This window comes from Ensifer sp. ENS08 (assembly GCF_014852195.1).
Lineage (GTDB): Bacteria > Pseudomonadota > Alphaproteobacteria > Rhizobiales > Rhizobiaceae > Ensifer > Ensifer adhaerens.
In genome coordinates, this window is the sequence record NZ_JACVBF010000011.1 from 61,504 (window position 1) to 85,032 (window position 23,529).

At 64.0% G+C, this 23,529-nt stretch carries 17 protein-coding genes; 8 read left to right on the forward strand and 9 right to left on the reverse strand.

The features are described 5' to 3' along the window. Positions 1 to 52: 52 nt before the first annotated feature. The 7 genes from IB272_RS21935 (at position 53) to IB272_RS21965 (ending at position 8,842) form a co-directional block, all read left to right on the forward strand. On the forward strand, positions 53 to 1,594 hold the full coding sequence (locus IB272_RS21935) for a sugar ABC transporter ATP-binding protein (RefSeq protein WP_060581047.1): 1,542 nt from the start codon (positions 53 to 55) through the stop codon (positions 1,592 to 1,594). 28 nt (positions 1,595 to 1,622) lie between these two features. Beyond that, positions 1,623 to 2,612 carry an ABC transporter permease gene (locus IB272_RS21940; RefSeq protein ID WP_060521961.1) on the forward strand — a complete coding sequence of 330 codons (990 nt, stop codon included), beginning with the start codon at positions 1,623 to 1,625 and terminating at the stop codon, positions 2,610 to 2,612. 2 nt (positions 2,613 to 2,614) lie between these two features. After that, the gene (locus IB272_RS21945) at positions 2,615 to 3,625 is read left to right on the forward strand and encodes a sugar-binding transcriptional regulator (protein WP_034805596.1); all 1,011 of its coding nucleotides are present in this window, start codon (positions 2,615 to 2,617) and stop codon (positions 3,623 to 3,625) included. Then, positions 3,622 to 4,617, forward strand: a complete 996-nt coding sequence (locus IB272_RS21950) for an aldo/keto reductase (RefSeq protein ID WP_192445050.1) — start codon at positions 3,622 to 3,624, stop codon at positions 4,615 to 4,617. Before IB272_RS21945 ends, IB272_RS21950 begins: the two co-directional genes overlap by 4 nt. A gap of 12 nt (positions 4,618 to 4,629) precedes the next feature. Further along, positions 4,630 to 6,378, forward strand: a complete 1,749-nt coding sequence (locus IB272_RS21955; RefSeq protein WP_060581044.1) for a glycerol-3-phosphate dehydrogenase/oxidase — start codon at positions 4,630 to 4,632, stop codon at positions 6,376 to 6,378. Continuing rightward, positions 6,375 to 7,193, forward strand: a complete 819-nt coding sequence (locus IB272_RS21960) for an aldolase (RefSeq protein ID WP_180316482.1) — start codon at positions 6,375 to 6,377, stop codon at positions 7,191 to 7,193. Before IB272_RS21955 ends, IB272_RS21960 begins: the two co-directional genes overlap by 4 nt. A 119-nt stretch (positions 7,194 to 7,312) precedes the next feature. Beyond that, entirely contained in the window at positions 7,313 to 8,842 is a 1,530-nt protein-coding gene (locus tag IB272_RS21965) for an FGGY-family carbohydrate kinase (RefSeq protein ID WP_060581042.1), read from the forward strand. A 75-nt stretch (positions 8,843 to 8,917) separates the two neighbouring features. On the opposite strand, the gene IB272_RS21970 is transcribed toward IB272_RS21965, so the two are convergent. The 9 genes from IB272_RS21970 to IB272_RS22010 all read right to left on the reverse strand — a co-directional run bounded on the left by IB272_RS21970 (position 8,918) and on the right by IB272_RS22010 (position 19,661). Beyond that, the gene (locus IB272_RS21970; RefSeq protein WP_051659706.1) at positions 8,918 to 9,544 is read right to left on the reverse strand and encodes an outer membrane protein; all 627 of its coding nucleotides are present in this window, start codon (positions 9,542 to 9,544) and stop codon (positions 8,918 to 8,920) included. A gap of 202 nt (positions 9,545 to 9,746) precedes the next feature. Then, positions 9,747 to 11,084 carry a HAMP domain-containing sensor histidine kinase gene (locus IB272_RS21975; protein WP_060581041.1) on the reverse strand — a complete coding sequence of 446 codons (1,338 nt, stop codon included), beginning with the start codon at positions 11,082 to 11,084 and terminating at the stop codon, positions 9,747 to 9,749. After that, positions 11,081 to 11,755: a response regulator transcription factor gene (locus tag IB272_RS21980; RefSeq protein ID WP_060521968.1), complete on the reverse strand. Its 675-nt coding sequence runs from the start codon at positions 11,753 to 11,755 to the stop codon at positions 11,081 to 11,083. The genes IB272_RS21975 and IB272_RS21980 overlap by 4 nt, the downstream gene beginning before the upstream one ends. Positions 11,756 to 12,070: 315 nt before the next feature. Further along, positions 12,071 to 13,810 carry a hypothetical protein gene (locus IB272_RS21985; protein WP_060581040.1) on the reverse strand — a complete coding sequence of 580 codons (1,740 nt, stop codon included), beginning with the start codon at positions 13,808 to 13,810 and terminating at the stop codon, positions 12,071 to 12,073. Then, the gene (locus tag IB272_RS21990) at positions 13,807 to 14,661 is read right to left on the reverse strand and encodes an ABC transporter permease (RefSeq protein ID WP_060644790.1); all 855 of its coding nucleotides are present in this window, start codon (positions 14,659 to 14,661) and stop codon (positions 13,807 to 13,809) included. Before IB272_RS21990 ends, IB272_RS21985 begins: the two co-directional genes overlap by 4 nt. Before the next feature lie 4 nt (positions 14,662 to 14,665). Then, on the reverse strand, positions 14,666 to 15,589 hold the full coding sequence (locus IB272_RS21995) for an ABC transporter permease (protein ID WP_060581038.1): 924 nt from the start codon (positions 15,587 to 15,589) through the stop codon (positions 14,666 to 14,668). Positions 15,590 to 15,652: 63 nt separating this feature from the next. Further along, on the reverse strand, positions 15,653 to 17,185 hold the full coding sequence (locus tag IB272_RS22000) for an ABC transporter substrate-binding protein (RefSeq protein WP_060521971.1): 1,533 nt from the start codon (positions 17,183 to 17,185) through the stop codon (positions 15,653 to 15,655). Positions 17,186 to 17,230: 45 nt separating this feature from the next. Then, positions 17,231 to 19,063 carry a dipeptide ABC transporter ATP-binding protein gene (locus IB272_RS22005; RefSeq protein ID WP_034805626.1) on the reverse strand — a complete coding sequence of 611 codons (1,833 nt, stop codon included), beginning with the start codon at positions 19,061 to 19,063 and terminating at the stop codon, positions 17,231 to 17,233. Between the two features lie 13 nt (positions 19,064 to 19,076). Then, complete coding sequence (locus tag IB272_RS22010; RefSeq protein WP_043622645.1) at positions 19,077 to 19,661, reverse strand: winged helix DNA-binding protein; 585 nt, start codon at positions 19,659 to 19,661, stop codon at positions 19,077 to 19,079. Between the two features lie 121 nt (positions 19,662 to 19,782). On the opposite strand from IB272_RS22010, the gene IB272_RS22015 reads away from it, so the two are divergent. Beyond that, the gene (locus IB272_RS22015) at positions 19,783 to 23,403 is read left to right on the forward strand and encodes a hydantoinase B/oxoprolinase family protein (protein WP_112976655.1); all 3,621 of its coding nucleotides are present in this window, start codon (positions 19,783 to 19,785) and stop codon (positions 23,401 to 23,403) included. The last annotated feature ends 126 nt before the right edge of the window (positions 23,404 to 23,529 follow it).

A 23,529-nucleotide genomic window follows, 5' to 3' on the forward strand; every position in this document is an offset into this window, starting at 1 on the left:
AATTGGCTGCCCGGTCGTTTCCGGGCAGCCAGGACTGCGGGTGGAGGACAGCATGACAGCACAACCGGTTCTGGAGGTCCGGCGCGTCACCAAGCATTTCGGTGCGGTGAAGGCGCTGACGGAGGTGGATTTTCGCCTCGAGCGGGGAGAGATCCACGCACTCTGCGGCGAAAACGGCGCAGGCAAATCCACGCTGATGAACATCATTGCCGGTGTGCTGCAGCCGAATGACGGCGAGGTGCTGGTGGATGGAGCGCCCGTGAAAATCGCCTCGCCGGCGACCGCCCAGACGCTCGGCATCGGCCTCGTCCACCAGGAAATCGCGCTCTGCCCGGATGCGACGGTGGCGGAAAACATGTTCATGGCGGCCACCAACCGCCGGCGCTCGCCGCTGATGAATTACGGCGCGCTCGAACGCGAAGCCCAGGTAGTGATGAACCGGCTGGCGCCGATCGACGTCCGCCGCAAGGTCGCCGACCTCGCCATTTCCAGCCAGCAGCTGGTCGAGATTGCCAAGGCGCTGACGCTCGACTGCCGCGTACTGATCCTCGATGAGCCGACCGCGGCGCTGACGGAAGCAGAAGCGCAGGCGCTGTTCGCCATCATCCGCGACCTGAAGGCCGCGGGCATATCGATCATCTATATCAGCCACCGCATGGCCGAGATTTTTTCGCTCTGCGACCGCGTCACCGTGTTTCGTGATGGCCGCCATGTGGTCACCGAGAAGATCGCCGACGTGACTGCTGACGATGTCGTGCGCCGCATGGTCGGCCGCGAGATCAGCCAGCTCTATCCGCAAAAGCAGGCGCCGGAGGCGCGGACGGACGAGACCATTCTCTCTGTGCGTGGCTTGAGCGATGACGACCGCATCGACACCGTTTCCTTCGATCTGAAGCGGGGCGAAATTCTTGGCATCGGCGGTCTGATCGGCTCCGGTCGTACCGAGATCGCCGAAGCGATCTGCGGTCTGAGGGCCAAGTCGAAGGGCGACATTACGCTGCGCGGAAAGCCGCAGCGCATCGGCAACTACCGCGACGCGGTCGATGCCGGCATCGTCTATCTCTCGGAGGATCGCAAGGGCTCCGGCGTCTTCGTCGACCTGTCGATCGCGCAGAATATTTCGGTGCTTGATCTGAAGACGCTGACCGGGCCGCTCGGATTGCTGAATTCCAGGGCCGAGGCCGATCTCGCCCGCGATTTCGTCCGCCGGCTCGGCGTGCGCATGGGCGGCATCGATATGCCGGTCTCGTCGCTCTCGGGCGGCAACCAGCAGAAGGTGGCGATTGCCAAGCAGCTCGCCGTTCGCCCGCAAGTGATCCTGATGGACGAGCCGACGCGCGGCATCGATGTCGGCGCCAAATCCGAAATCCACCGGCTGCTGCGCGAGCTTGCAGAAACCGGCATCGGCATTGTCGTGATCTCGTCGGAACTGCCGGAGCTGCTCGGGCTTTGCGACCGGGTTCTGGTCGTGCGCGAAGGCGCGATCGCCGGCGAGCTTGATGACAGAGAAATGAGCGAGGAGGCGGTGATCCGCCTGGCCTCAGGGGTGACGCAAACGGCCGAGGCTGGCCGGATGGTGGATCATGTCGCCTGAAAGAACTGATAGAGCCGGGGAGGCGGAAATGGCTGTTGATACGATGGTTGCAACGCATGCGCAGGCGCCCGCCTGGAAACGCATCGGCACGATGCGTGAGGCGGGGCTGATCGCGATCATCCTGGCGCTCGGTATCATCATGAGCTTTGCCTCGCCGCATTTTCTCACCTTCGGCAACATGCGCGCCATGCTGATGAGCTTTTCGGTCGAAGGCATCGTCGTCGTCGGCATGACGATCCTGCTCATTGTCGGCGGCATCGACCTCGCCGTCGGCTCGGTCGTCTGCTTTGCCATGGTGCTGGCCGGTTCGCTGTTTCTCGCCGGTGTCGATCCCTGGACGGCCTCGCTGGTCGGCATCCTCGCCAGCAGCATGATCGGCATGATCATGGGCTTCTTCGTCACCGTCGTCGGGCTCAATCATTTCATCACGTCGCTGGCGGCGATGGTGATCGTGCGCGGCCTCTGCCTCGTCATCACCAAGGGCACGCCGCTGTCGCTCTTCACGCTGCCGGCGTCGTTCAAGGCGGTCGGGCAGGGCACGTTCCACGGCGTGCCCTATGTCATCCTGATCTTCGTCGCCGTCGTCGTGCTCTTCGACTTCCTGCTGCGCCGGGCGACCGCCTTCCGCAAGGTCTTCTATACCGGCAGCAACGAGAAGGCGGCGCTCTATTCGGGCATCAAGACCAAGCAGGTGAAGTTCTGGGTGACGGTGCTTTGCTCGACGCTCGCAGGTGTCGCCGGCGTCATCTACATGTCGCGCTTCGGCGCCGCGACGCCCACCTTCGGGGTCGGTATGGAGCTCAACATCATCGCTGCGGCGGTCATCGGCGGCGCCTCGCTCAACGGTGGCTCGGGCACCATCCTCGGCGCCATCCTCGGTATCGCTCTTCTCTCGGTCGTCACCAGCTCGTTGATCCTGCTCGACGTCTCCGTCTATTGGCAGGACATGATCAAGGGGTGCATTCTCTTGGCTGCCGTTTCCATCGACCACCTGCTGCACAAGCGGAAGGCAGCCTGACCATGCCGATTGCCAAACCCATTTTGTCCCAGGCCTCAAGTGCGCGAGAAGAACTCGTCGTCGCGCGGCAGATGCACCAGGCGCTCGTCCTGCATTTCCTCGAAGGACTGACCCAGTCGCAGATCGCCGATCGGCTCGGCATCTCGCAGCCGACCGTTAACCGGCTGATCAAGCGCGGCCGTCAGCTTGGCCTGGTAGAGATCAAGATCAAGTCGCCGATCGAGCCCTTGGTCGACATGGAAGAGCAGTTGCTTGCGATCGGCGGCATCCGCCGGGCGATCGTCGTGCCGACCGTTTCCGACAATCAGCAGACCGCACTCCAGGCGGTCGGCGAGGCGGCAGCCCGGCTGCTGCTCGAGGAGATCGGCGATGGCGACACGATCTGCATCACCGGCGGCAAGGGTGTCAGTGCCGTCGTCGCGGGGCTGCAGGCGCCGCGCCGCTTCGATGTCGAGGTTATCCCCGGCACCGGCTGCGTCCAGGGCAAGCACTATACGGATGTGAACCACGTCTCGACGATGATGGCCGACCGGCTCGGCGGGCGGTCTTTCCAGATCCACGCGCCGCTCTTTGCCGACAGTGCCGCCGAGCGGGCGATGCTGATCAACATGCGCTCGGTGGCGGATGTCTTCGGGAGGGCGCGCGAAGCGAAGGTGGCGGTGGTCGGCATCGGTTCGATCCTTTCGGACGATTCGAGCTACTACGACCTGCATCCGTCTTCGAGCACCGACCGAGCGGCAATCGAGCGCTCTGGCGCAAGCTGCGAACTTCTCGCCCATCTGCTCGATGATGAGGGACGTGTCTGTGACTACAGCCTCAACCGGTCGCTGGTGTCACTGACGCTCGAGGAGTTCGCCTCGATCCCGACGAAGATCGGCGTGGCAAGTGGACCGAACAAGGCCGGACCGATCCTCAGCGTCATGCGGGGACACCACCTCGACACGCTGGTGACGGACGAGGCGACCGGCGAGCGCGTGCTCGCCATGGCAAGCGAAAAGGGACTTCTGGCATGAGCGGGGATCAATTGATGCGGGAGATCGGCCGATCGGGCGTGAAGGCTTCGGCCGTCGGGCTCGGCACCTGGGCGATCGGCGGCTGGATGTGGGGCGGCACGGACGAGCGGGAGTCGATTGCCGCGATCCAGGCTTCGCTCGACGCCGGTGTGACGCTGATCGATACGGCGCCGGCCTATGGCCTCGGCCGCTCGGAAGAGATCGTCGGCAAGGCATTGGCCGGACGCCGCGACAAGGCAATCATCGCCACCAAGTGCGGGCTCGTGTGGCATACGGACAAGGGCAAGCACTTCTTCGACCAGGACGGCAAGCCGGTGCACCGCTACCTCGGCCGAGATGCGATCCATCACGAGGTCGAGCAGAGCCTGAAGCGGCTCGACACCGATTACATCGACCTCTACATCACCCATTGGCAGGACCCGACGACGCCAATCGAGGAGACCATGGCCGCGCTCGAAGAGTTGCGCCAGGCGGGCAAGATCCGGGCGATCGGCGCCAGCAATGTCGGCCGTAGCGAACTGGAACAGTGCATCGCGATCGGGGGGCTCGACGCGATCCAGGAACGCTTCAGCATGATCGATCGCGAGATCGAGTCGGAGCTTCTGCCGCTGACGCGGCGCAACGGCGTCGCCACGCTCAGCTACTCTTCGTTGGCGCTCGGCCTTCTCTCCGGCGGCATCGGACCGGAGCGGGTGTTTTCAGGCGACGACCAGCGGCGCGACAATCCGCGCTTCTCGGTCGGCAACCGCGAAAAGGTCGCGGCCTTTGCCAAGGCCATCCAGCCGGTCGCAGAAAAGCATGGCGCGACAATCGCCCAGATCGTCATTGCCTGGACGCTCTGCCAGGAGGGCGTGACTTTCGCGCTCTGCGGCGCACGCAATCCGGCGCAAGCGCTCGACAATGCAAGGGCCGGGACGATCCGGCTCGATCACGATGATCTCGCGGGGATCGACGCGGCCATCGCGGCGACGCTCGTCAACATGGACAGCTAACGGACTGCCATCATGAACCGGGAAGAGATTTTCAACGGGCTCCCCAAGAGCCCGAAGGTGGACGTGTGCGTCCTCGGCGGCGGCATCAACGGCCTCAGCGTCTTTCGTGAACTGGCGCTGCAGGGGGTGAACGTGCTGCTCGTCGAGAAGCACGACTACTGTTCGGGCGCGAGTGCGGCGCTGTCACGCATGGTGCATGGCGGTCTTCGCTATCTCGAAAATGGCGAGTTCAGCCTGGTCAGGGAATCGCTGGTCGAACGCGATCGGCTGCTGAAGAACGCGCCGCATTACGTGGCGCCGCTGCCCACGACCGTGCCGATCTTCGACATCTTCTCGGGCCTTGCCAATGGCGCGGTTCGCTTCCTGGGATTGACGCGGCGGCCAAGCCGCCGTGGCGCCGTCGCCGTCAAGATGGGCCTTGGCATCTATGATTTCCTGACGCGCAAGCGGGCGCTGATGCCGAAGCATGCCTTCCGCGGGCGGCGCACGACGCTTGCACGCTGGCCGGCGCTCAATCCCGACATCAAGAGTTCCGCGACCTATTACGACGCCTGGGTCAGCCAGCCGGAACGTCTCGGAATCGAGCTGTTGAAGGATGGGCTTGCCGCCGGTTCTCACGCGCAGGCGCTGAACTACGCCGAACTGACGCTGGCCGCACCCGGACGCTACGAACTGAAGGACGATGTCACCGGCGCGGTCGCTGCGATCGAGCCCGGCCTCATCATCAACGCCACCGGCGGCTGGATCGATATCGCCAACGGCGCACTGTTTCCCGCAACGTCGAAACCGGCCCCGTTGATGGGCGGCACCAAGGGCTCGCATCTGATCATCGACAATGCCCAACTCATGGAAGCGCTTAACGGCCACATGATCTATTACGAGAACGAGGATGGCCGCATCTGCATCCTCTTTCCATATCTCGGCAAGGTGCTGGTGGGCTCGACGGACATTCGTGTCGATGATCCCGAAACCGTGCGCTGCGAAGCCGACGAGCGCGACTACATCCTGCAGTCGCTCGCCTTCGTCCTGCCAGACATCCGGATCAGGCCGGAAGAGGTGGTGTTCCAGTTCTCGGGCGTACGGCCGCTGCCGGCGAGCCAGGACAGCTTCACCGGTCGCATCCCGCGCGACCATTTCTGCACCTTCGTGGAGGGTGTTGAGGGCGGTCCGCCGGTGCTCTGCATGATCGGCGGCAAATGGACGACGTTCCGCTCCTTCGGCGAAATGGCGGCCGACCTCACCCTGGAACGGCTCGCAAAACAGCGCCATGTCAGCACCGGAGAACGTGCCATCGGTGGCGGGCAAGACTATCCCTCCGATCGCGACCGATGGGTCGATGATGTTGCGGCAGCCACCGGGCTTTCGCGGGAGCGCATGCAAGTGCTTTTCGTCCGCTATGGAACGGGCGCGCGAGACGTTGCCGATCTCATCGCCGCCGGCGCTGACCATGCCTTGCCGCATCCGGATTACTCCGCGCGCGAGCTGCAATACCTGATCCGCAGCGAAGCCGTCGAACATCTCGAGGACCTGCTGCTGCGCCGCACGACGCTTGCAATCACCGGCGAGCTCTCGCTCGACATGGTGGATGCGGTGCTCGCCGTGCTTGCCATCGAAAAGCAATGGTTGCCGCCGCGTGTCGCGGTCGAGCGTAAGCGATTTCTTGCCCTTCTCGTCGAGCGCCATGGCGTCGACGAGGAAACCCTATCCGTACGGAACGAACAAAGGAGTGCATTATGCGAAACAACAGCAAGGTCCGGATGAACCGTCTGTTCGGCGGTGGACGTTGCCTCGACGTCGCGATCGATCATGGCGTCTGCAACGAACCCTCCTTCCTCAATGGTCTTGAAGACATGTCAGCCGTGGTCAAGGCGCTGGTCGCGGCCGCACCGGATGCGATCCAGATGAATTTTGGCCAGGCGGATCTGTTGCAGGAGGTGCCGGGCAAGGACAAGCCGGCGTTGGTCATGCGTCTCGACATGGGCAACCCCTATAACCGCATCCGCCACCGGCACATGTGGGCCGTGTTGCAGAACGAGGCCGAACCGTTGATCGGCGCGCTGGCGATGGACGCGGCCTGCGTCGTCGTCAACCTCTTCATGCTGCCGGACGAGCCCGATCTCTTCCGCCAATGCGTCGCCAACATCTCGCGCGTGCGGGCCGATTGCGACAAGTACGGCATGCCGTTGATGATCGAGCCCTTGGTGATGCAGCCGGTGACCGAGCATGGCGGCTACATGGTCGATGGCGATGCCGAGAAGATCGTGACGCTGACCCGGCTTGCGCGCGAGATGGGCGCTGACATCGTCAAGGCGGACCCGACCACCAATGCCGAGGATTTCCACCGGGTCGTCGAGGCTGCGCGCTGCCCGGTTCTCGTGCGTGGCGGCGGCAAGGAGGACTTGCGCAACGTCTTCGACAAGTCGGCGGCCTTGATGCGTCAGGGCGCAATGGGCATGGTCTATGGGCGCAACATCTACCAGCACGCCAATCCGAGCGCCGTTGTGCGCGGCCTGATGGCGATCATCCATGAGGATGTAAGCGGCGAAGAAGCATACGCGCTCTACCAGCGCGGTTGAAATCGCTCAGCCGGAACCGCTTCACCAGCGATGCTCCGGCGCAAGAGGAACGCTGCCGCTGTGAGGACACCGGCGGCGTTCCGGCAAATGGATTAAGGACCTTGGGGAGGGGTTCGGCAATGGGTAAGTATCTGCTCGGGATCGACGCCGGGAACACCGTGATCAAGACGGTACTTTTCGATCGTGACGGCAACGAGATCGCGATGGCCGCGGAAGAAGGGCACAGCCATGTGCCGATGCCCGGCCATGTCGAGCGTGGGCTTGGCGAACTGTGGAGCCATGCCAAGGTGGTGATCCGCGCCTGCATCGAGCGCGCCGGCATCGATGCCAGCGAGATCGCGGCGATCGGTTGCGCCGGGCACGGCAACGGTCTCTACGCGCTCGATCGAGACGGAGAACCGCTTGTCGGCATACAGTCGCTCGACACTCGCGCCGCCGGCCTCGTCGAGGAGTGGCAGGCCGCAGGCGTCGGCGAGCGAACCTATCCGATCGCCGGGCAGAAGCCCTGGCCATCACAAACGCCGACCCTGCTTGCCTGGCTGAAGCGCCATCGGCCTGAGCAGTTTGAAAAAGTCGGCACGGTGTTTCTCTGCAAGGACTTCGTGATCAATCGCCTGACCGGCGCGCGCGTCAGCGACGTCTCGGACATGAGCGGCGCGGGCCTGCTCGATGTCGCCGGTAGGCGTTACGATGCGGCATTAATGAAGGCCTATGGCCTCGGCGAAGACATGGACCTGCTGCCCGATCTCGCCGAAAGCGCCGATATCGTCGGACGCGTTACCGAGGAAGCGGCGGCGCAGACGGGTCTGGCTGCCGGCACACCCGTTGTCGGTGGGCTCTTCGACGTGGTCGCTTCGGCAATCGGCTCGGGCGTCACCCGCACCGGTGCTGCCTCGATCATCGCCGGCACCTGGAGCATCAACCAGGTGATCATCGACCAGCCTGATCTCTCACGCCCGCTCTTCATGTCCTCGACCTTCGATCGCAAGCGCTACATGGCGATCGAGGCGAGTGCCACGTCGGCGGCCAATCTGGAATGGCTGGTGCGCGAGCTCTTCCCGCACGACGGCAAGGATGGCCGGTCGCCCTTCGATCTCTGCTGCCAGCTGGCAGCCGAGGTCACGCCGGCCTCTGATGACCCGCTCTACCATCCGTTTCTCTATGGCGCTCAGCAGGACGGCAACGCGCGCGCCGGCTTCTACGGCGTCGCCGGCTGGCACGGCAAGGGCCATCTGGTCCGCGCCGTGCTTGAAGGCGTCGCCTTCGGCCATCGCCAACATATCGCGGCGTTGCGCGCGGCTGGGGCTCGCTTCGAGGAGGCGGTGCTTTCGGGTGGCGGATCGCGCAGCCTGATCTGGCCGCAGATCTTCGCTGACGTGCTTGACGTGCCGGTGACGGTCGCCCGTTCACGCGAGACCGGCGCGCTCGGCGCCGCGATTACGGCTGGCGCCGGCATCGGCCTTTTCGCCGATATCTCCGCCGGTGCTGCGGCGATGGTCAAGACCGAGCGCCACTACCGTCCAAACCCTGCACTTGCCGCGCATTATGACAGGCGCTTTGCGCTTTACGGCGAGATCGCCGCTGCCATGGCGCCGATCTGGCGCCGGCTTGCAACGCCCGAGCGATCGGCGCGGGAAGCGGCGGAGTGATCAGGGCAGGGGCATCGGTCTGTCGGGGCGCTGCTGGGAGGAACGTTGCCGCGCCGCCGCAAACCGTCGGACCCGTCAGAAACGCATGTTGATGCCGGCCTTGATGACGTGGCTGTTGATGTCTTTCTCGCTGGAGCCTGAGCTCGTGTGGGTGCGGACATCGGGCGTCGTGATGTAGTTGTATTCGAGCTTGGCGGAGAGGCCGCCGGCAAAGGCCTGTTCCACGCCGGCGCCGAGCAGATAGCCGCCCTTGAAGCCGACGTCGTTACGCACGTCGCCGCCCTTCTTGTAGCTGGTCATGGCGTAACCGGCCGTGCCGTAGACGAGCGTCTGGTCGAAGGTGAGACCCGCCTTCGCCTTGATGGCGCCGCGCCATTTCTCCTTGAGCTTGCCGCCGTTGACCTTGTGCTCGGTGTCGCCGAGATAGGAGCCTTCGATTTCCGCCCCGACGATGCCGGGGCCGGCCTGCATGTTGTAGCCGGCCTGGACGCCGAGCGCGACGCCGTTGCGGTCGGCGAACGGGTTGGGGCTGCCGGTAAAGCCAAGGCCGCCATGGGCACCGACATAGGCGCCGCTCCAGCTGAAGGCCGGCGGGTCCTGATAGGTGGGGGCGGAGAAATCAGCCGCCTGGGACGGCTGTGCGCCGCAGAGGGCGAGAAGGGTAAGACCCGACCAGATGGAAAACTTGCTGGACTGCCGCATTTTCTTGCTCCGTGCATAGGAAACGCGCCTTGATGGCGCTTGCGTCCTCCCATGCGCGCTTCACCTTTGGGGTGGGATGGCGATGTTTGGACGGTACACGGCCTTTGTCGGCCCCACGGATTGCATCAACATTGCGCAACTTATCTAAGTTGCTGATTTTGTTGTTAGTTAACTGTTAACCATACGCCGACTGAGGAAAATCCTAGCCGGCAGGTAAGGTGATGCGGAAGCAGGCGCCGCCCTTGGGATCATCGACCACCGAGATGTGACCCTTGTGGCGGCCGATGATCTCGCTGACCAGATGCAAGCCGAGGCCGGCGCCATGGTCCCGCGGCTGCAGGCGATGGAAGGGCTCGAAGATCCGGGCCCGTTCCCGCTCCGGTATGCCGGGACCTTCGTCGGTAACCTCGATCACGCCACCGCGCTCCACCCGGATCGTGATCAGGCCGCCGGCGTGTTCGATGGCGTTGCGCACGAGGTTGGTGACCGCCCGCTCGATGGCGCCGGTATCGCCGCGCACGACGACGCGCTCCGTGCCCGGAGCGAAGGAAAGGTCGCAGCCGGCCGAAAGCGCAAGCGGGGCGAGGTCGGCCGTCACGTCGCGGCAGAGCGAAACCAGGTCGAGCTGCCCGAAATCCGTGCCGTCGCGATCGATGCGTTCGAGGTCGAGCAACTGTTCGGCAAGCCCGGCAATGCGATTGGAATCGATCAGCAGGCGGTTCCTGAGCGGGCCGGCCTCCATGCTTTCCAGGCGCGTGTGCAGGATCGCAACCGGGGTTCGAAGCTCGTGTGCCGCGTCGAGGATAAAGCGCTGGCGGCGCTCGTACCCCTCATCGAGCCGCTGCAGTGCGCCGTTGAACGCCTCAACGAGCGGTCGCACTTCGCCGGGGATGCGATGATCGGGCAGCCGGGCACCGCGGCGCTCGACATCGATCGTCTTTGCCTGGTCGACAACTTCGGCAAGACCGGCAAAGGCGCGCCTTACGATGATCGGGATCGCGAAGGCCGGGATCAGCACCACGATCAAGACGATCGGCAAAAGCAGAAGGTTTGCCAGGATGAACACCGCGAAGGACGCGCTCCAGAGCCGCCCTCCGCCGGCAAGCACCGTATAGGTGCCGTTGTCCGTGGTTACCGAGCGCACGATCGACGAGAGAGTATAGGGCTCGACGCTGTCACGCATATCGCCAAAGGCGATGCGGTCGAGGTGCTCGCCAATGCTGCGATAGGCGTCCGGCACCGGTCCGCTGCGGATCATGTCACCGCGTTCGTTGCGTGCGACGAACCAGAAATCGGCGGACTCGGCCCGCATGGCAAGCAGTTGCGGCGTCTCAACCAGCGTCAGTCCACCGGCGGGATCCGGCCGGATTGCCCCGGCCGCGATCGACGCGGCGTCGGCGTCGAGGAACTTGCCGCCGAGATCGGCGCGCGTCAGCAAGGCCATGAAGCCGGCGATGACCGCCATCAACAGCAGCACCTGAAAGGTCAGGATCTGCCAGATCAGACGCTTCTTCAGCGAGTTGGTGGAAGCGTTCGTCATGGAGAGGGTCTCAGAAGGTAGCCAACGCCGCGGATGCTGTGAATTTCAACGCCGGCACCGGTTTCCGAGAGCTTGCGGCGCAACCGCGAAACATGCGCGTCGAGAGAATTGGACTGGATCTCGTCGTCATAGCCATAGACGGATTCCTCCAGAGTCGAACGCTGCACCGTGCGCCCCTGCCGGCGCGCCAAAGCCTCCAGCACCAGCAGCTCCCGCCGCGGCAGGTCCAGCACCCGGCCGTCGACACGAGCCTGCCTGCCCTCGAAATCGAAGATCAGCTGGCCGATGCGGGCGGTGATCGGCGCAATATCAGGTGAACGTCGCATCAGGGCACGGATGCGCGCCAGCAATTCCTCCACGGCGAACGGCTTGGCGAGATAGTCGTCGGCGCCCATGTCGAGCCCCCTGACCCGTTCGTCGATGGCGCTGCGCGCCGTCAGCACGATTACCGGGATTCCCGATCGTAGCGCACGCACCCGCGGGATCAGCGACAGGCCATCGCCGTCGGGCAGTTGCCGGTCGAGGATGATGCCGTCGTGAACCTGGTTGGCCAGCGCCGCCATCGCATGGTCGATCGACGGTGCATGGTCGAGGATCATGTCATAGCGGCTGAGTGCGGCACTGAGTGCTGCCGCCATTTCCAGCTCATCCTCGACAAGGAGCAGGCGCATTGAATATCTCCGAATCCGATAGGCGTGTCTCGTTCACGTCTGGTGGACGAGGATTGCAACAACGTTGCGGCCTTTCGCTGCCTTTCTAGCGGCGAGAACGGGAGCCCGGCAATGCAGAGCGGCCGGGGCTTACCGTATTCGGATGGGACGGAGAGAATAGCCGCGCATTTGCGGGGCGAGCGATCGGACAAGAGCCCTCAAAAATCGCCTTGCGCGGCAGCGCCGGGCGGGCGCTGCCGCGCAAGGCGCAGACCGTCAAACGATGTGTCGCTGCGCAAGGGTACGCAGCGGCACGGACCGGCCAAATGACGGAGGTCAGGCGACGGCCATGATCCGCTGGAACGCATCATAGGCCGCAAGCACCGTTTCCTTCTGAGCCTCATGGCCGGCAATGAAGGCATCGCCGTAGATTGTCTCATCCGGGTACTCGGTGATCAGCGTCAGCGGTGCCGTGTGGCGGTCGTCGACGGAGATCATGCAGGGGAAGCCGTTGATGATGCGGAAACCGGTCTCGCCGGCATGCGTCTCGTAAAGCGCGATCTGGGCGTCGTTGTAGGCGAGCAGGCCCGGAACGGCCGCAAGCCGCTCGGTGACTTCCGCGATCAGCTGTTCGGCGCGCGCTTCCCATTCGGCGTGGTGGCGCATGATCAGGAAGAAGCCCTTGGGCAGGGTCCACATGGCAAAACCGCGCGGCACGTAGCCCGAAAGCGGCCGCGTCCACTCATGCGAGGGATAGCCGTGCAGGTTGACGTGCAGCTGCGCGCCGGTCAGCCGCTCGGCCTCCTTACGGATCTCGCGCTCGTTGAGTGCTGCACCGGTGCGGTATTCGAGATCGTCGCCAAGGGCGGTGTAGCGGGCGGCATGGTGCATGTGCAGCGGGTTGTCGACGCGCAGCCGCTGGTGCACGGCATAGCCGTCGGGGTTTTCGAGCGGCGAGATGGTGAAGTGGCTACCGGTGCGGGCGGCGAGCGCCTGGGCGGCGCGGAGCACGCCGACGATGCCGGTCGTCTCGTTCGGATGCTGTCCGCCGCTGATCATGACCGGCGCATCGCTTCCCTTGTGATAGCGGGCCTTCACCGGCCGGCCGGCACGCGACCTGGCCTCGAAGGGCTGGCCGTCGATCGCGGCGAGTTCGGCATGGATCTGCGCCACCGCCAGCGGTGCCTCGGCGGTGTCGAGCGGCAGGGTTTCGCCTTCGACATCCGTCGCCTGCAGCGGCCGCGCCTTGACGACGACGGTGGGCTTGCCGACGCCGAAGACGATCTCCGGCACGATCTGGCCGGGCTTCAGGCCGCGGTCGCCGAGCGGGCGACCGGACTTCTTCTGGAAGACTTCGAGCAGCGAGAAATAGAAGTCCTCGTGCAGCGCTTCGCGAAGGCTGATGACTTCCTCGCCGACGGGCAGGCGGAAGTCGGTGATCGGCAGGGTCACGCGGATGTTGAGCTCTTCGAAATAGGGCTCGCTGTCACCCCAGGCATGATCGGAGATCGCCTGCATCGTGCCGGCAAAAAGCCGCTCATAGTCGGTATCGAGGTGGCATTCGCGATGCTTGTCGCAGCCCTCGTCGAGGCGGATCCAGCCGGTCGGCGACAAAAGCGTCTCGCCGATGAAATCGGTGTGGATGCGGTTCGGTGCGAATACGGCGTGGTTTTCCTGGCGCCCGTCACGGAAGGTCAGCGCGACATCATAGGTGAATGCCTTGGCGCTGCCGGCCTCGAAGCGGATCTCGGCATCGCCGACGAGGGCTGCGAGCGGATAGGCTTCGAGCAGGAAACGGTTCTGAGGCGCGCCCTCATGCTGGGGATAGCGGACGACGACGCTTGCGAGGGCTGCGCGATCCACTTCTTCCAGGAAGAAATGCAGCAGCGGCTTGTAGGCGCTCCTGAGCGCCGCCTTGACGCCGAAGCTTGCCAGTTTCTGTTCGGCGGCCTTACGGCTGGCGGCATCGTCGAACAGCCAGGCTTCGAGCTTGGTTCCGCGGGCGGCCTCCTTGCCGTAGGTGGTCAGAAGCGTGTCGAGGGTGCGCTCGAAGGCGCCTTCGAAAATCGTCGTCATCGTGAAGTTCTACCGGTTGGGTCGAGGCTGTCACGCAGCCAGTCGCCGAGAAGATTGAGGCCGAGAACGGTGAGCAGGATCGCAAGGCCCGGGAAGACGCTGACCCACCAGGCGTTCTGCAGGTAGGTGCGGCCGTCGGCCAGCATGCCGCCCCAGCTCGGGATCAGCGGATCGACGCCGAGGCCGAGGAAGGTGAGGCTGCTTTCGAGCAGGATGTTGTTGGCGACGTTGAGCGTCATCAGCACGATCACCGGGCCGATCAGGTTCGGCAACAGGTGCTGGAACAGGATCCTGTAATCGCGAACGCCGATGGCTCGGGCCGACTGGATGAACTCGCGCTCGCGCAGAGACAGGACCGAGCCGCGCACGAGACGCGCATATTGCACCCACTGCGAGACGATCAGCAGGATGATGGTATTGCCGAGCCCGCCGCCGACGATGGCGATGAAGGTGATCGCCAGCAGGATGAAGGGGAGCGCCAGCTGCACATCGGCAAAGCGCATGACGAGCATGTCCCAGAAGCCGCGATAGTAGCCGGAGACAAGCCCCATGACCACGCCGACGACGACGGCGCCGGCAACCGACGTCAGGCCGACGAGCAGCGAGATCTTGCCGCCGGCAACCACGCGAGCCAGCACGTCGCGGCCAAGCGGGTCGGTGCCGAGCGGATGGGCCCAATTGACGAAGGGCGGCGTCAGCCGCGCCATCAGGTCGATCTTGTCGACGCCGCCGGGAAAGAGCACGCCAGAGAAGAGAACGGCGAGGCAGATGCCCCCGGTGAGCAGCGCTCCGAGGATGAATTCGAGGTTGCGGAAGCGGGCGAAGCGGGTGCTGGAAGCCTTTGACGACATCGGCTCACTCCGTCCGGATGCGCGGATCGACGAGGCCATAGGCGATGTCGACCAGAAGATTGACGAACACGATCATTAGCGAAAGCACGGTTATGACCGCCTGAAGCACGGGGTAATCGCGTGAGGCGACCGCGTCGAAGGCGAGCGTGCCCATGCCCGGCCAGTTGAACACCAGCTCGACGACGACGATGCCGCCGAGCAGGCCGCCGAACTGCAGGCCGAAATAGGTGATCAGCGGGATCGCGCAGTTACGAAGTGCGTGCTTGTAGAGCACTTTGCTTTCGCTGAGGCCCTTGGCGCGCGCGACCATGATGTATTGCGACTGCAAGGTTTCCAGCATCGCGGTGCGCACCAGGCGCACATTGGTCGCCGTCAGGATGATGCCCATGGTCAGCGCCGGCATGATGAAGCTTGCAAAACCGTCCATGCCGCTTGGCGGCAGCCATTTGAGGACGATCGAGAACAACAGGACCAGCATGATCGCAAGCCAGAAGTTCGGGAAGGAAAGCCCAACGAGCGACAGAATGCGGATTGTCTGGTCGGCCCACTTGCCGCGGGCGACGGCGGCGCGGATGCCGAGCGGAATGGAAATCGCGATCGAGACCATCAGCGAGGCGAAGGCGAGCAGCATGGTCGCCGGCAGCGCAGAGGCGATCAGCTGCGAAACAGGCGTACCGCCCATGAAGGAGCGGCCGAAATCGAGCCTGAACATGCCCGTGATGAAATCGGCATATTGCGCCAGGAACGGCTGGTTGAGGCCGAGCCCCTCGCGGATGCGCACGAGGTCGGCCTCGGTGACGCTGCCAGCGCCCTGCGCCAGCATTAGCGCGGGGTCACCGGTGAACCGGATGGCATAGGAGACGGTCAGTGTCACGACGAACACGACGAAGACCGCCTGCAGAAAACGTTTGATCAGAAATCCGGCCAAGTGACCCGCCCTTTTGGAAAAATGGTCCGCCGCCTCAAGCGTGAGGCGACGGACCGGCCTGTATTACTCGACCGTCACGTCCGTCAGCCGCAGGCGGCTATCCGGCACCGGCGTGAAGTTCTTGACGCGCTTGCTCACGCCGAAGATGGCGTTGAGGTTATAGAGCGGCATTTCGAGCGAACGGTCTGCGGCGTAGTTGGCGATCTGCTTGAGGATCTCCTCGCGCTTTGCCTGGTCGGTGATCGAACGCTGCGATTCGAGCAGCTTGTCGAGTTCCGCGTCCTTGTCGTACGGGTTCCACTTTTCGCCCGAGTGGTACATCGAGTAGGCGGTGTTGTCGTAGTCGAGCGTCCAGCCGCCCCAGGACTGCTGGAACAGCGCGCCGGTCTTGCCGGCCGGGATGATGTCGTTCAAGAGAACGTTGGTTTCATAGGGCTTGATCGTCGCGTTGATGCCGATCAGCTGCAGGTAGCTTGCGATAGCCTGCACGACCTCGTTGAAGGTCGCGTCGTTACCGCGAACGTCGATCTGCACGGAAGCGCCCGGCGCAACGCCGGCTTCCTTCAGAAGCGCTTTTGCCTGTTCCGGATCGTACGGCAGCGGCTTCATCGCCGGGTCGAAGCCGAAGGAGAGCTTGCCCTGGAAACTGGCGATCGGATCCGCCTGGCCGGCGAGGATCGACTGGATGATGGTGTCGCGGTCGACGCCGAGGATCAGCGCCTTGCGGACCTTCGGATCCTTGGTGATGCCGTCGCGCGTGTTGAATCGCAGCGCGTAGACCGTCGGGCCGGCGCTGGAGACGATCTCCAGATTGCTATCGCCCTGGATCGTCGGGATCATGCCGATCGGAATGGTCGGCGGGATGACGAGATCGACGCGGCCGGCCTGCAGCTCGGCAACGGCGGTCGCCGGCTCCGAAATGAAGCGGTAGTTGAGGTTGGAAAGCTTCGGCGCGCCGCCCCAATGATCTGCGAAGGCTTCGAGCTTGATGCCGACCTTCGGCTCGTAGGAGACGAACTTGAACGGGCCGGTGCCAACAGGATGGGCGTTGAAGTAGTCCTCACCCTTTTCCTGGATGTACTTCGGCGGCACGATCATCGCGCCATAGCCGGCGAGCTTGGTGAGAAGCACCGGATCCGGCGTCTTCAGGACGAGGTCGACTGTCTTTTCGTCGACGATCTCGACCTTTTCGATCACGGCATAGTTGGACTTCTGCGGACCCTTGGAGCCTTCTTCGCCGAGCAGGCGGTCGAAGGTGAACTTCACTGCTTCTGCATTGAAGGGCTCACCGTTGTGGAACTTGACGCCCTCGCGCAGCGTGAAGCGCAGGCGCTTGCCGCCGTCGAGCTCTTCCCAAGCAGTAGCAAGGCCGGGCACGAGCTTCAGATCCGGACCGCGATAGGTCAGGCCGTCATAGATGTTGGTGGCAACCGACGCCCAGTTGACGAGGAAGGTGTCGACCGGGTCCCAGCTTCCCGGATCCTGCGGCGAAGATACCGTCAGCGTGCCGGCGGCAAAGGCCGGGGCTGCGGTCATGAAACTACCCGCCATCGCAAGGGCGATGAAAGCGGCGTGGATCCCCTTTTTGTTGATCATTTACTCACTCCTGTTTCGACAGCCTTCCTGAGAAGAGAAAGCGGCTCACGCACCCTTGGCCACGTAATGGCCAGGGGCGATTTCTTTGCGCGGCAGCACCGCGGGTTCGTCGCCGACGCGGCGGATCGGGCTCGGGATCTCGCCCTCCAGCATGGCGCGCTCGCGACCCTTGCCGGGCTCGGCGACGGGCACCGCGGAAAGCAGCCGGCGAGTATAGGGATGGGACGGCGTCTCGAAGACCTGCTGGCGGCTGCCGAACTCCATGACCTGGCCGAGATAGAGCACGGCGACGCGGTGGCTCATGCGTTCGACCACCGCCATGTCATGGCTGATGAAGAGATAGGCGAGACCCTCCTGTTCCTGCAGCTCCATGAACAGGTTGATGATCTGCGCCTGGATCGAGACGTCGAGAGCCGAGAGCGCCTCGTCGGCGATGATCAGCTTGGGACGGGAGGCGAGCGCACGCGCAATGCAGACGCGCTGGCGCTGGCCGCCGGAGAATTCGTGCGGGTAACGCTTGGCGTGCGCGGGCGTCAGTCCGACGCGCTCCAGCAATTCATGCACGCGCTTTTCGATGTCCTTTTCACCGAGGATCAGGCCGTGGGTGCGGATAGGTTCGGCGATCGAGAAGCCCACGGTCTTGCGCGGGTCGAGCGAGGCGAAGGGATCCTGGAAGATGTACTGGATTTCCTGCTTCAGCCGCTGCCGCTCGGCATAGCTCATGGCCGAGACCGGGCGACCGCCAAAGAGGATCTCGCCCGAGGTTGCGTTCTGCAGTTGCTGGATCGTGCGACCGATCGTCGACTTGCCCGAGCCGCTCTCGCCGACCAGCGCCAGCGTTTCACCCGGGAAAATGTCGAAGCTGACGTTTTCGATGGCGTGCACGCGGTGCGTCGCCTTGCCGAAAAGGTTCTTGCGCACGTCGAAGCGGGTGACGAGATCACGCACCGAAAGGATCGGTGCCGCGTCGTAGCGGGCGGTGCGCTGGATATGGGTTTCGCCGACGCGCTTCGGTTCGCCGTCGATCATCATGGTCAGAGGCAGGCGCTTCGGGAATTCCTCGCCGGTCATGCTGCCGAGTTTCGGCACGGCGGAAAGCAGCGTCTGGGTATAGGGGTGCTTGGGGCTTGCGAAGATCTCGCCGACCGGACCTTCCTCGACCTTGCGGCCCTTCCACATGACGACGACGTCGTCGGCCATTTCGGCGACGACACCCATGTCATGGGTGATGAAGATCACCGCCATGCCGAGTTCTTTCTGGAGGTCGCGGATGATCGTCAGGATCTGCGCCTGGATGGTGACGTCGAGCGCCGTCGTCGGCTCGTCGGCGATCAGCAGTTTCGGCCGGCAGGCAAGCGCCATGGCGATCATGACGCGCTGGCGCATGCCGCCGGAAAGCTGGTGCGGATAGCGGCCGATCAGTTCTGCAGAATCAGGAAGGCGCACCATGTCGAGCAGGCGGCGCGTCTCGACGAGCGCTTCGGCCTTGGTCATCTTCTCGTGCAGCATCAACACTTCGGCGACCTGGTCGCCGATGGTAAAGACCGGGTTCAAGGACGTCATCGGCTCCTGGAAGATCATGGCGATCTCCTTGCCGCGGATCGCGCGCATGGTCTTCTGCGGGGCGCTCGTCAGATCGATTTCGCCGTCCTTGCCGCGAAACAGGATGCGGCCGGTCGGAAACTGGCCGCCCATCATGTCCGAGAGCCGCATGATCGACAGCGACGTCACCGATTTGCCGGAGCCGGATTCGCCGACGATTGCGAGCGTCCGGCCGGGCGTCACCGTGAAGCTCAGGTCTTCGACGACAGGATTGCCGTTGAAGGCGACGGAAAGCTTCTCAACGGCGAGCAGGGGCGCAGGCGTATCGACGGTCACGCGGTCTTCCTTGTTACAATGTGGTCGCGGCGCGCGCGGACTGTTCATAGGCGCCCGACATGAAACGCAGGACGGCGGCGATCTCGGAAAGCGTCTCCTCGGAAGGACGCGCTTTGGCGGTGGAGGAGACCAGCAGCCGCTCGCGAATTTTTGCGTAGCGCGTGCAGGCGTCCGACCCCTTGTCGGTGATGAGGATGGTCTTTTCCTTGCCTTCCTTGCCCGTCGTCACGAGGCCTGCGGCTTCGAGCTTGCGGATGGCATAGGTCGCGACATGGGTGTCCTCGATGTCGAGCACGAGACAGATGTCGGCGAGTTTCTTGCCGCGATCGCGGTGGCGGATCGTGTGCAGGATCAGGATCTCGATCGGGGAAAGACCGGGTACGCCGGCGGCCGCCATGCAGCGCATCATCCAGCGGTGAAAGGCATGCGACGCGAGGATCAACCCGTATTCGACCTCGGAGAGGCCGGGAGAGCCGCCTTCAGCAAGGTGCGCGGAGGAAACGATCGGGCCGATGGCCGCGACCGGCTTTAGATGTTCGGGCAGGGCATTTTCGGCCCATTCCCGTCCTTCGAAGCTATCCTCCGACTTCTTCGTCATTCAGCTCTTCCTCATCTTGACGATTTTATGTCATCATTTTATCGACATTTTGTCAACGAACTGCTTTGATGAATTTCCGGGCTTGCACAATGAAGCGGCTCGCGAATGAGAGGGATGGACAATGAGCGCACGCGAAACCGGCAGCTGGGACTTCTGGATCGACCGTGGCGGCACCTTCACCGATGTCATCGGTCGCGACCCGCACGGGAACCTGCATGCCCGCAAGGTGCTGTCCGAAAATCCGGAAGCCTATCGCGACGCCGCTGTGCAAGGCATCCGCCTGCATCTCGGCCTTGCGACCGGTGCACCGATCCCGACCGGCCTCATCGGCGAAGTGCGCATGGGCACGACGGTCGCCACCAACGCGCTGCTCGAGCGCAAGGGCGAGCCCCTGGCTCTCGTGACGACCAAGGGCTTTCGCGATGCGCTGAAGATCGGCTACCAGGAACGCAAGAAGATCTTCGCGACCGAAATCATCAAGCCGGAAGCGCTCTACCAGGATATCGTCGAACTCGACGAGCGCGTGCTGGCCGACGGTATTGTCGAGCAGCCGCTCGACGAGGCGAAGGCGCGCTTTGCCCTCGAAGACCTGAAGGGCAAGGGCTACAAGGCCGTCGCCATCGTCTTCATGCATGCCTACAAGTATCCGGAGCACGAGGCGGCCGTTGCCCGCATCGCCCGCGAACTCGGCTTCGAGCAGGTCTCCGTCAGCCACGAAGTCTCGCCGCTGATCAAATATGTCGGCCGCGGTGATACCACCGTCATCGACGCCTATCTCTCCCCGGTTCTGCGCCGCTACGTCGCCCAGGTCTCCGGCGAACTCGATATTGCCCGTACCGGCGCACGCGTCATGTTCATGATGTCCTCCGGCGGCCTGACGGCGGCTGAAATGTTCCAGGGCAAGGATGCGATCCTCTCCGGCCCGGCCGGCGGTGTCGTCGGCCTCGCCAAGACCGGCGAAGCCGCGGGCTTCGATCGCGTCATCGGCTTTGACATGGGTGGTACCTCGACCGACGTCGCCCATTTCGATGGTGAATATGAGCGGGCGTTCGAGACCGAAGTTGCAGGCGTGCGCGTGCGCGCACCGATGATGCTGATCCACACGGTTGCCGCCGGCGGCGGATCGATCCTGCACTTCGACGGCGAACGTTTCCGCGTCGGCCCGGATTCGGCCGGCGCCAACCCGGGCCCCGCCTGCTACCGCAATGGCGGTCCGCTTGCTGTCACCGATGCGAATGTCATGCTCGGCAAGCTGATGCCGGATTTCTTCCCGGCGCTGTTCGGTCCGAACCAGGACGAACGTCTCGACGTCGAGACCGTGCGCGGCCGTTTTGTTGCCATGGCGACCGAGATCGGCGATGGCCGCAGCCCCGAGGATGTGGCCGACGGCTTCATCCGCATCGCCGTTGCCAACATGGTCGAGGCGATCAAGAAGATTTCCGTGCAGCGCGGTTATGACGTGACGCGCTATGCGCTGAGCTGCTTCGGCGGCGCCGGCGGCCAGCACGCGTGCCTCGTTGCCGACCAGCTCGGCATGAAGAGCATTCTCGTGCATCCGATGTCCGGCCTGCTTTCGGCCTATGGCATGGGACTTGCCGATATCCGCTCGACTCGCCAGAAGGCGCTCGGCGTCGCGCTCGACGACAAGGCGCCGGCAGCCCTCAGCACGCTGGGCGCCGAGCTGGAAGTCGATTGCCTCGGCGAACTGGAAGCACAAGGAATTGCCCGCGACGAAATTCGCACCCATCTGCGCGCCCATATCCGCTATGCCGGCACCGACACGGTGCTTGCGGTCGACGCGACCTTCCCGGCGCATGACGACATCGCCCGCCTGCGCGCCGAGTTCGAAGAGCTGCACAAGCGCCGCTTCGGCTTCGTCGCCGACAACAAGGCGCTGGTGATCGACGCCGTCGAAGTCGAGACGGTCGGCGGCGGTGCTGCCCAGATGGAGCGCGAAGGCGCATCCGTCACCTCGGGCACGCCCGACGTTTCACGCCGCACTCAGTTCTATTCGCAAGGCCAGTTCCACGATGCGCCGGTCCTGCTGCGCGCCGAACTCAGCCCCGGCCAGCGGCTCGACGGTCCGGCGATCATCATCGAACCGAACCAGACCGTCGTCGTCGAGGACGGCTGGCAGGCGGAACTGACGGCGAAAGACCATATCGTGCTGCGCCGCGTGAAGGCGCTGCAGCAGCAGAGCGCGATCGGTACCCATGCCGATCCGGTCATGCTGGAGATCTTCAACAATCTCTTCATGTCGATCGCCGAGCAGATGGGCGTGACGCTGCAGAACACCGCCTATTCGGTCAACATCAAGGAGCGGCTCGACTTCTCCTGCGCCGTCTTCGACAACCGCGGCAACCTCGTCGCCAATGCGCCGCACATGCCGGTGCATCTGGGTTCCATGGACGCCTCGGTCGCAACCGCGATCCGCGAGAACCCGGTGATCAAGCCCGGCGACGTGTTCCTGATCAACGCGCCCTATAACGGCGGCACGCACCTGCCTGACCTCACCGTCTGCACGCCCGTCTTCGACGATGCCGGACAAGAGATCCGCTTCTGGGTCGCCAGCCGCGGCCACCATGCGGATATCGGCGGCATTTCGCCGGGCTCGATGTCACCGCTTGCCACCAACATCGAGGAGGAGGGCGTCTACATCGACAACTTCAAGCTCATCGATGCAGGTCGCTTCTGCGAGGCCGAGCTTGAAGCGCTTCTGAATGGCGCGCGCTATCCGGTGCGCAACATCCTTCAGAACGTCAACGACCTGAAGGCTCAAGTGGCGGCCAACGAAAAGGGCGTCGCCGAACTCAAGAAGATGATCGCCCAGTTCGGCGAAGACGTGGTCGAGGCCTATATGGGCCACGTCCAGGACAATGCTGCTGAGAGCGTGCGCCGTGTGCTTGACCAGTTGCCAGACGGCGAATTCTCCTACGAGATGGACCAGGGCTGCAGCATCGTCGTCAAGATCACGGTCGACCGCGACAAGCGCGAGGCGACCGTCGATTTCACCGGCACGTCGGAGCAGCGCGGCGACAACTTCAATGCGCCGGCGCCTGTCACCCGCGCCGCCGTACTCTATGTCTTCCGCGTGCTGGTCGAGGCCGACATTCCGATGAATGCCGGGTGCCTGCGGCCGATCCACATCGTCATCCCCGAGGGTACGATGCTGACGCCGCGCTATCCGGCGGCCGTCGTTGCCGGCAACGTCGAGGTCAGCCAGGCCGTGACGAACTGCCTGTTCGGCGCGGTCCAGAGCCAGGCCGGCGCGCAAGGGACGATGAACAACCTGACCTTCGGCAACGACAATTATCAGTATTACGAGACGATCTGCTCCGGCGCGCCGGCGGGTCCCGGCTACAACGGTGCCGATGCGGTTCATACGCACATGACCAACTCGCGGCTCACCGATCCGGAAATCCTCGAAACCCGCTTCCCGGTGGTGCTCGAAGACTTCCACATTCGCGTCGGTTCCGGTGGCCGCGGCCAGTGGCACGCCGGAAACGGCACGAAGCGCACGATCCGGGCGCGGGAAACGCTCGACTTCGCGATCCTCTCCGGCCATCGCCGCGTCGCACCCTTCGGCATCAAGGGCGGCAGCCCGGGTGAACTCGGCCGCAACCTCGTGCGCCGCAATGACGGCCGGACGGAGGAACTGTCGGGCTGCGCCCATACGGTTCTCGAAGCTGGCGAAGCCTTTACCGTCGTGACGCCGACCGGCGGTGGATACGGCCGGTCATAGGCCGGAAAGACTGAAATCTCCCAAGACTGCTGCGGTGGTCTGCGGGCGGGCGAGCGATCGTCCGCCCGTTTTTCGTTCCGGCATATGCACAACAACTATTGCTGCATATGCGAAAAGACGCGATCG

Coding starts and splice junctions, on each gene's coding strand:
- IB272_RS21935 (WP_060581047.1), top strand. CDS start 53: ATGACAGCACAACCGGTTCTGGAGGTCCGGCGCGTCACCAAGCATTTC.
- IB272_RS21940 (WP_060521961.1), top strand. CDS start 1,623: ATGGCTGTTGATACGATGGTTGCAACGCATGCGCAGGCGCCCGCCTGG.
- IB272_RS21945 (WP_034805596.1), top strand. CDS start 2,615: ATGCCGATTGCCAAACCCATTTTGTCCCAGGCCTCAAGTGCGCGAGAA.
- IB272_RS21950 (WP_192445050.1), top strand. CDS start 3,622: ATGAGCGGGGATCAATTGATGCGGGAGATCGGCCGATCGGGCGTGAAG.
- IB272_RS21955 (WP_060581044.1), top strand. CDS start 4,630: ATGAACCGGGAAGAGATTTTCAACGGGCTCCCCAAGAGCCCGAAGGTG.
- IB272_RS21960 (WP_180316482.1), top strand. CDS start 6,375: ATGAACCGTCTGTTCGGCGGTGGACGTTGCCTCGACGTCGCGATCGAT.
- IB272_RS21965 (WP_060581042.1), top strand. CDS start 7,313: ATGGGTAAGTATCTGCTCGGGATCGACGCCGGGAACACCGTGATCAAG.
- IB272_RS21970 (WP_051659706.1), bottom strand. CDS start 9,544: ATGCGGCAGTCCAGCAAGTTTTCCATCTGGTCGGGTCTTACCCTTCTC.
- IB272_RS21975 (WP_060581041.1), bottom strand. CDS start 11,084: ATGACGAACGCTTCCACCAACTCGCTGAAGAAGCGTCTGATCTGGCAG.
- IB272_RS21980 (WP_060521968.1), bottom strand. CDS start 11,755: ATGCGCCTGCTCCTTGTCGAGGATGAGCTGGAAATGGCGGCAGCACTC.
- IB272_RS21985 (WP_060581040.1), bottom strand. CDS start 13,810: ATGACGACGATTTTCGAAGGCGCCTTCGAGCGCACCCTCGACACGCTT.
- IB272_RS21990 (WP_060644790.1), bottom strand. CDS start 14,661: ATGTCGTCAAAGGCTTCCAGCACCCGCTTCGCCCGCTTCCGCAACCTC.
- IB272_RS22000 (WP_060521971.1), bottom strand. CDS start 17,185: ATGATCAACAAAAAGGGGATCCACGCCGCTTTCATCGCCCTTGCGATG.
- IB272_RS22010 (WP_043622645.1), bottom strand. CDS start 19,661: ATGACGAAGAAGTCGGAGGATAGCTTCGAAGGACGGGAATGGGCCGAA.
- IB272_RS22015 (WP_112976655.1), top strand. CDS start 19,783: ATGAGCGCACGCGAAACCGGCAGCTGGGACTTCTGGATCGACCGTGGC.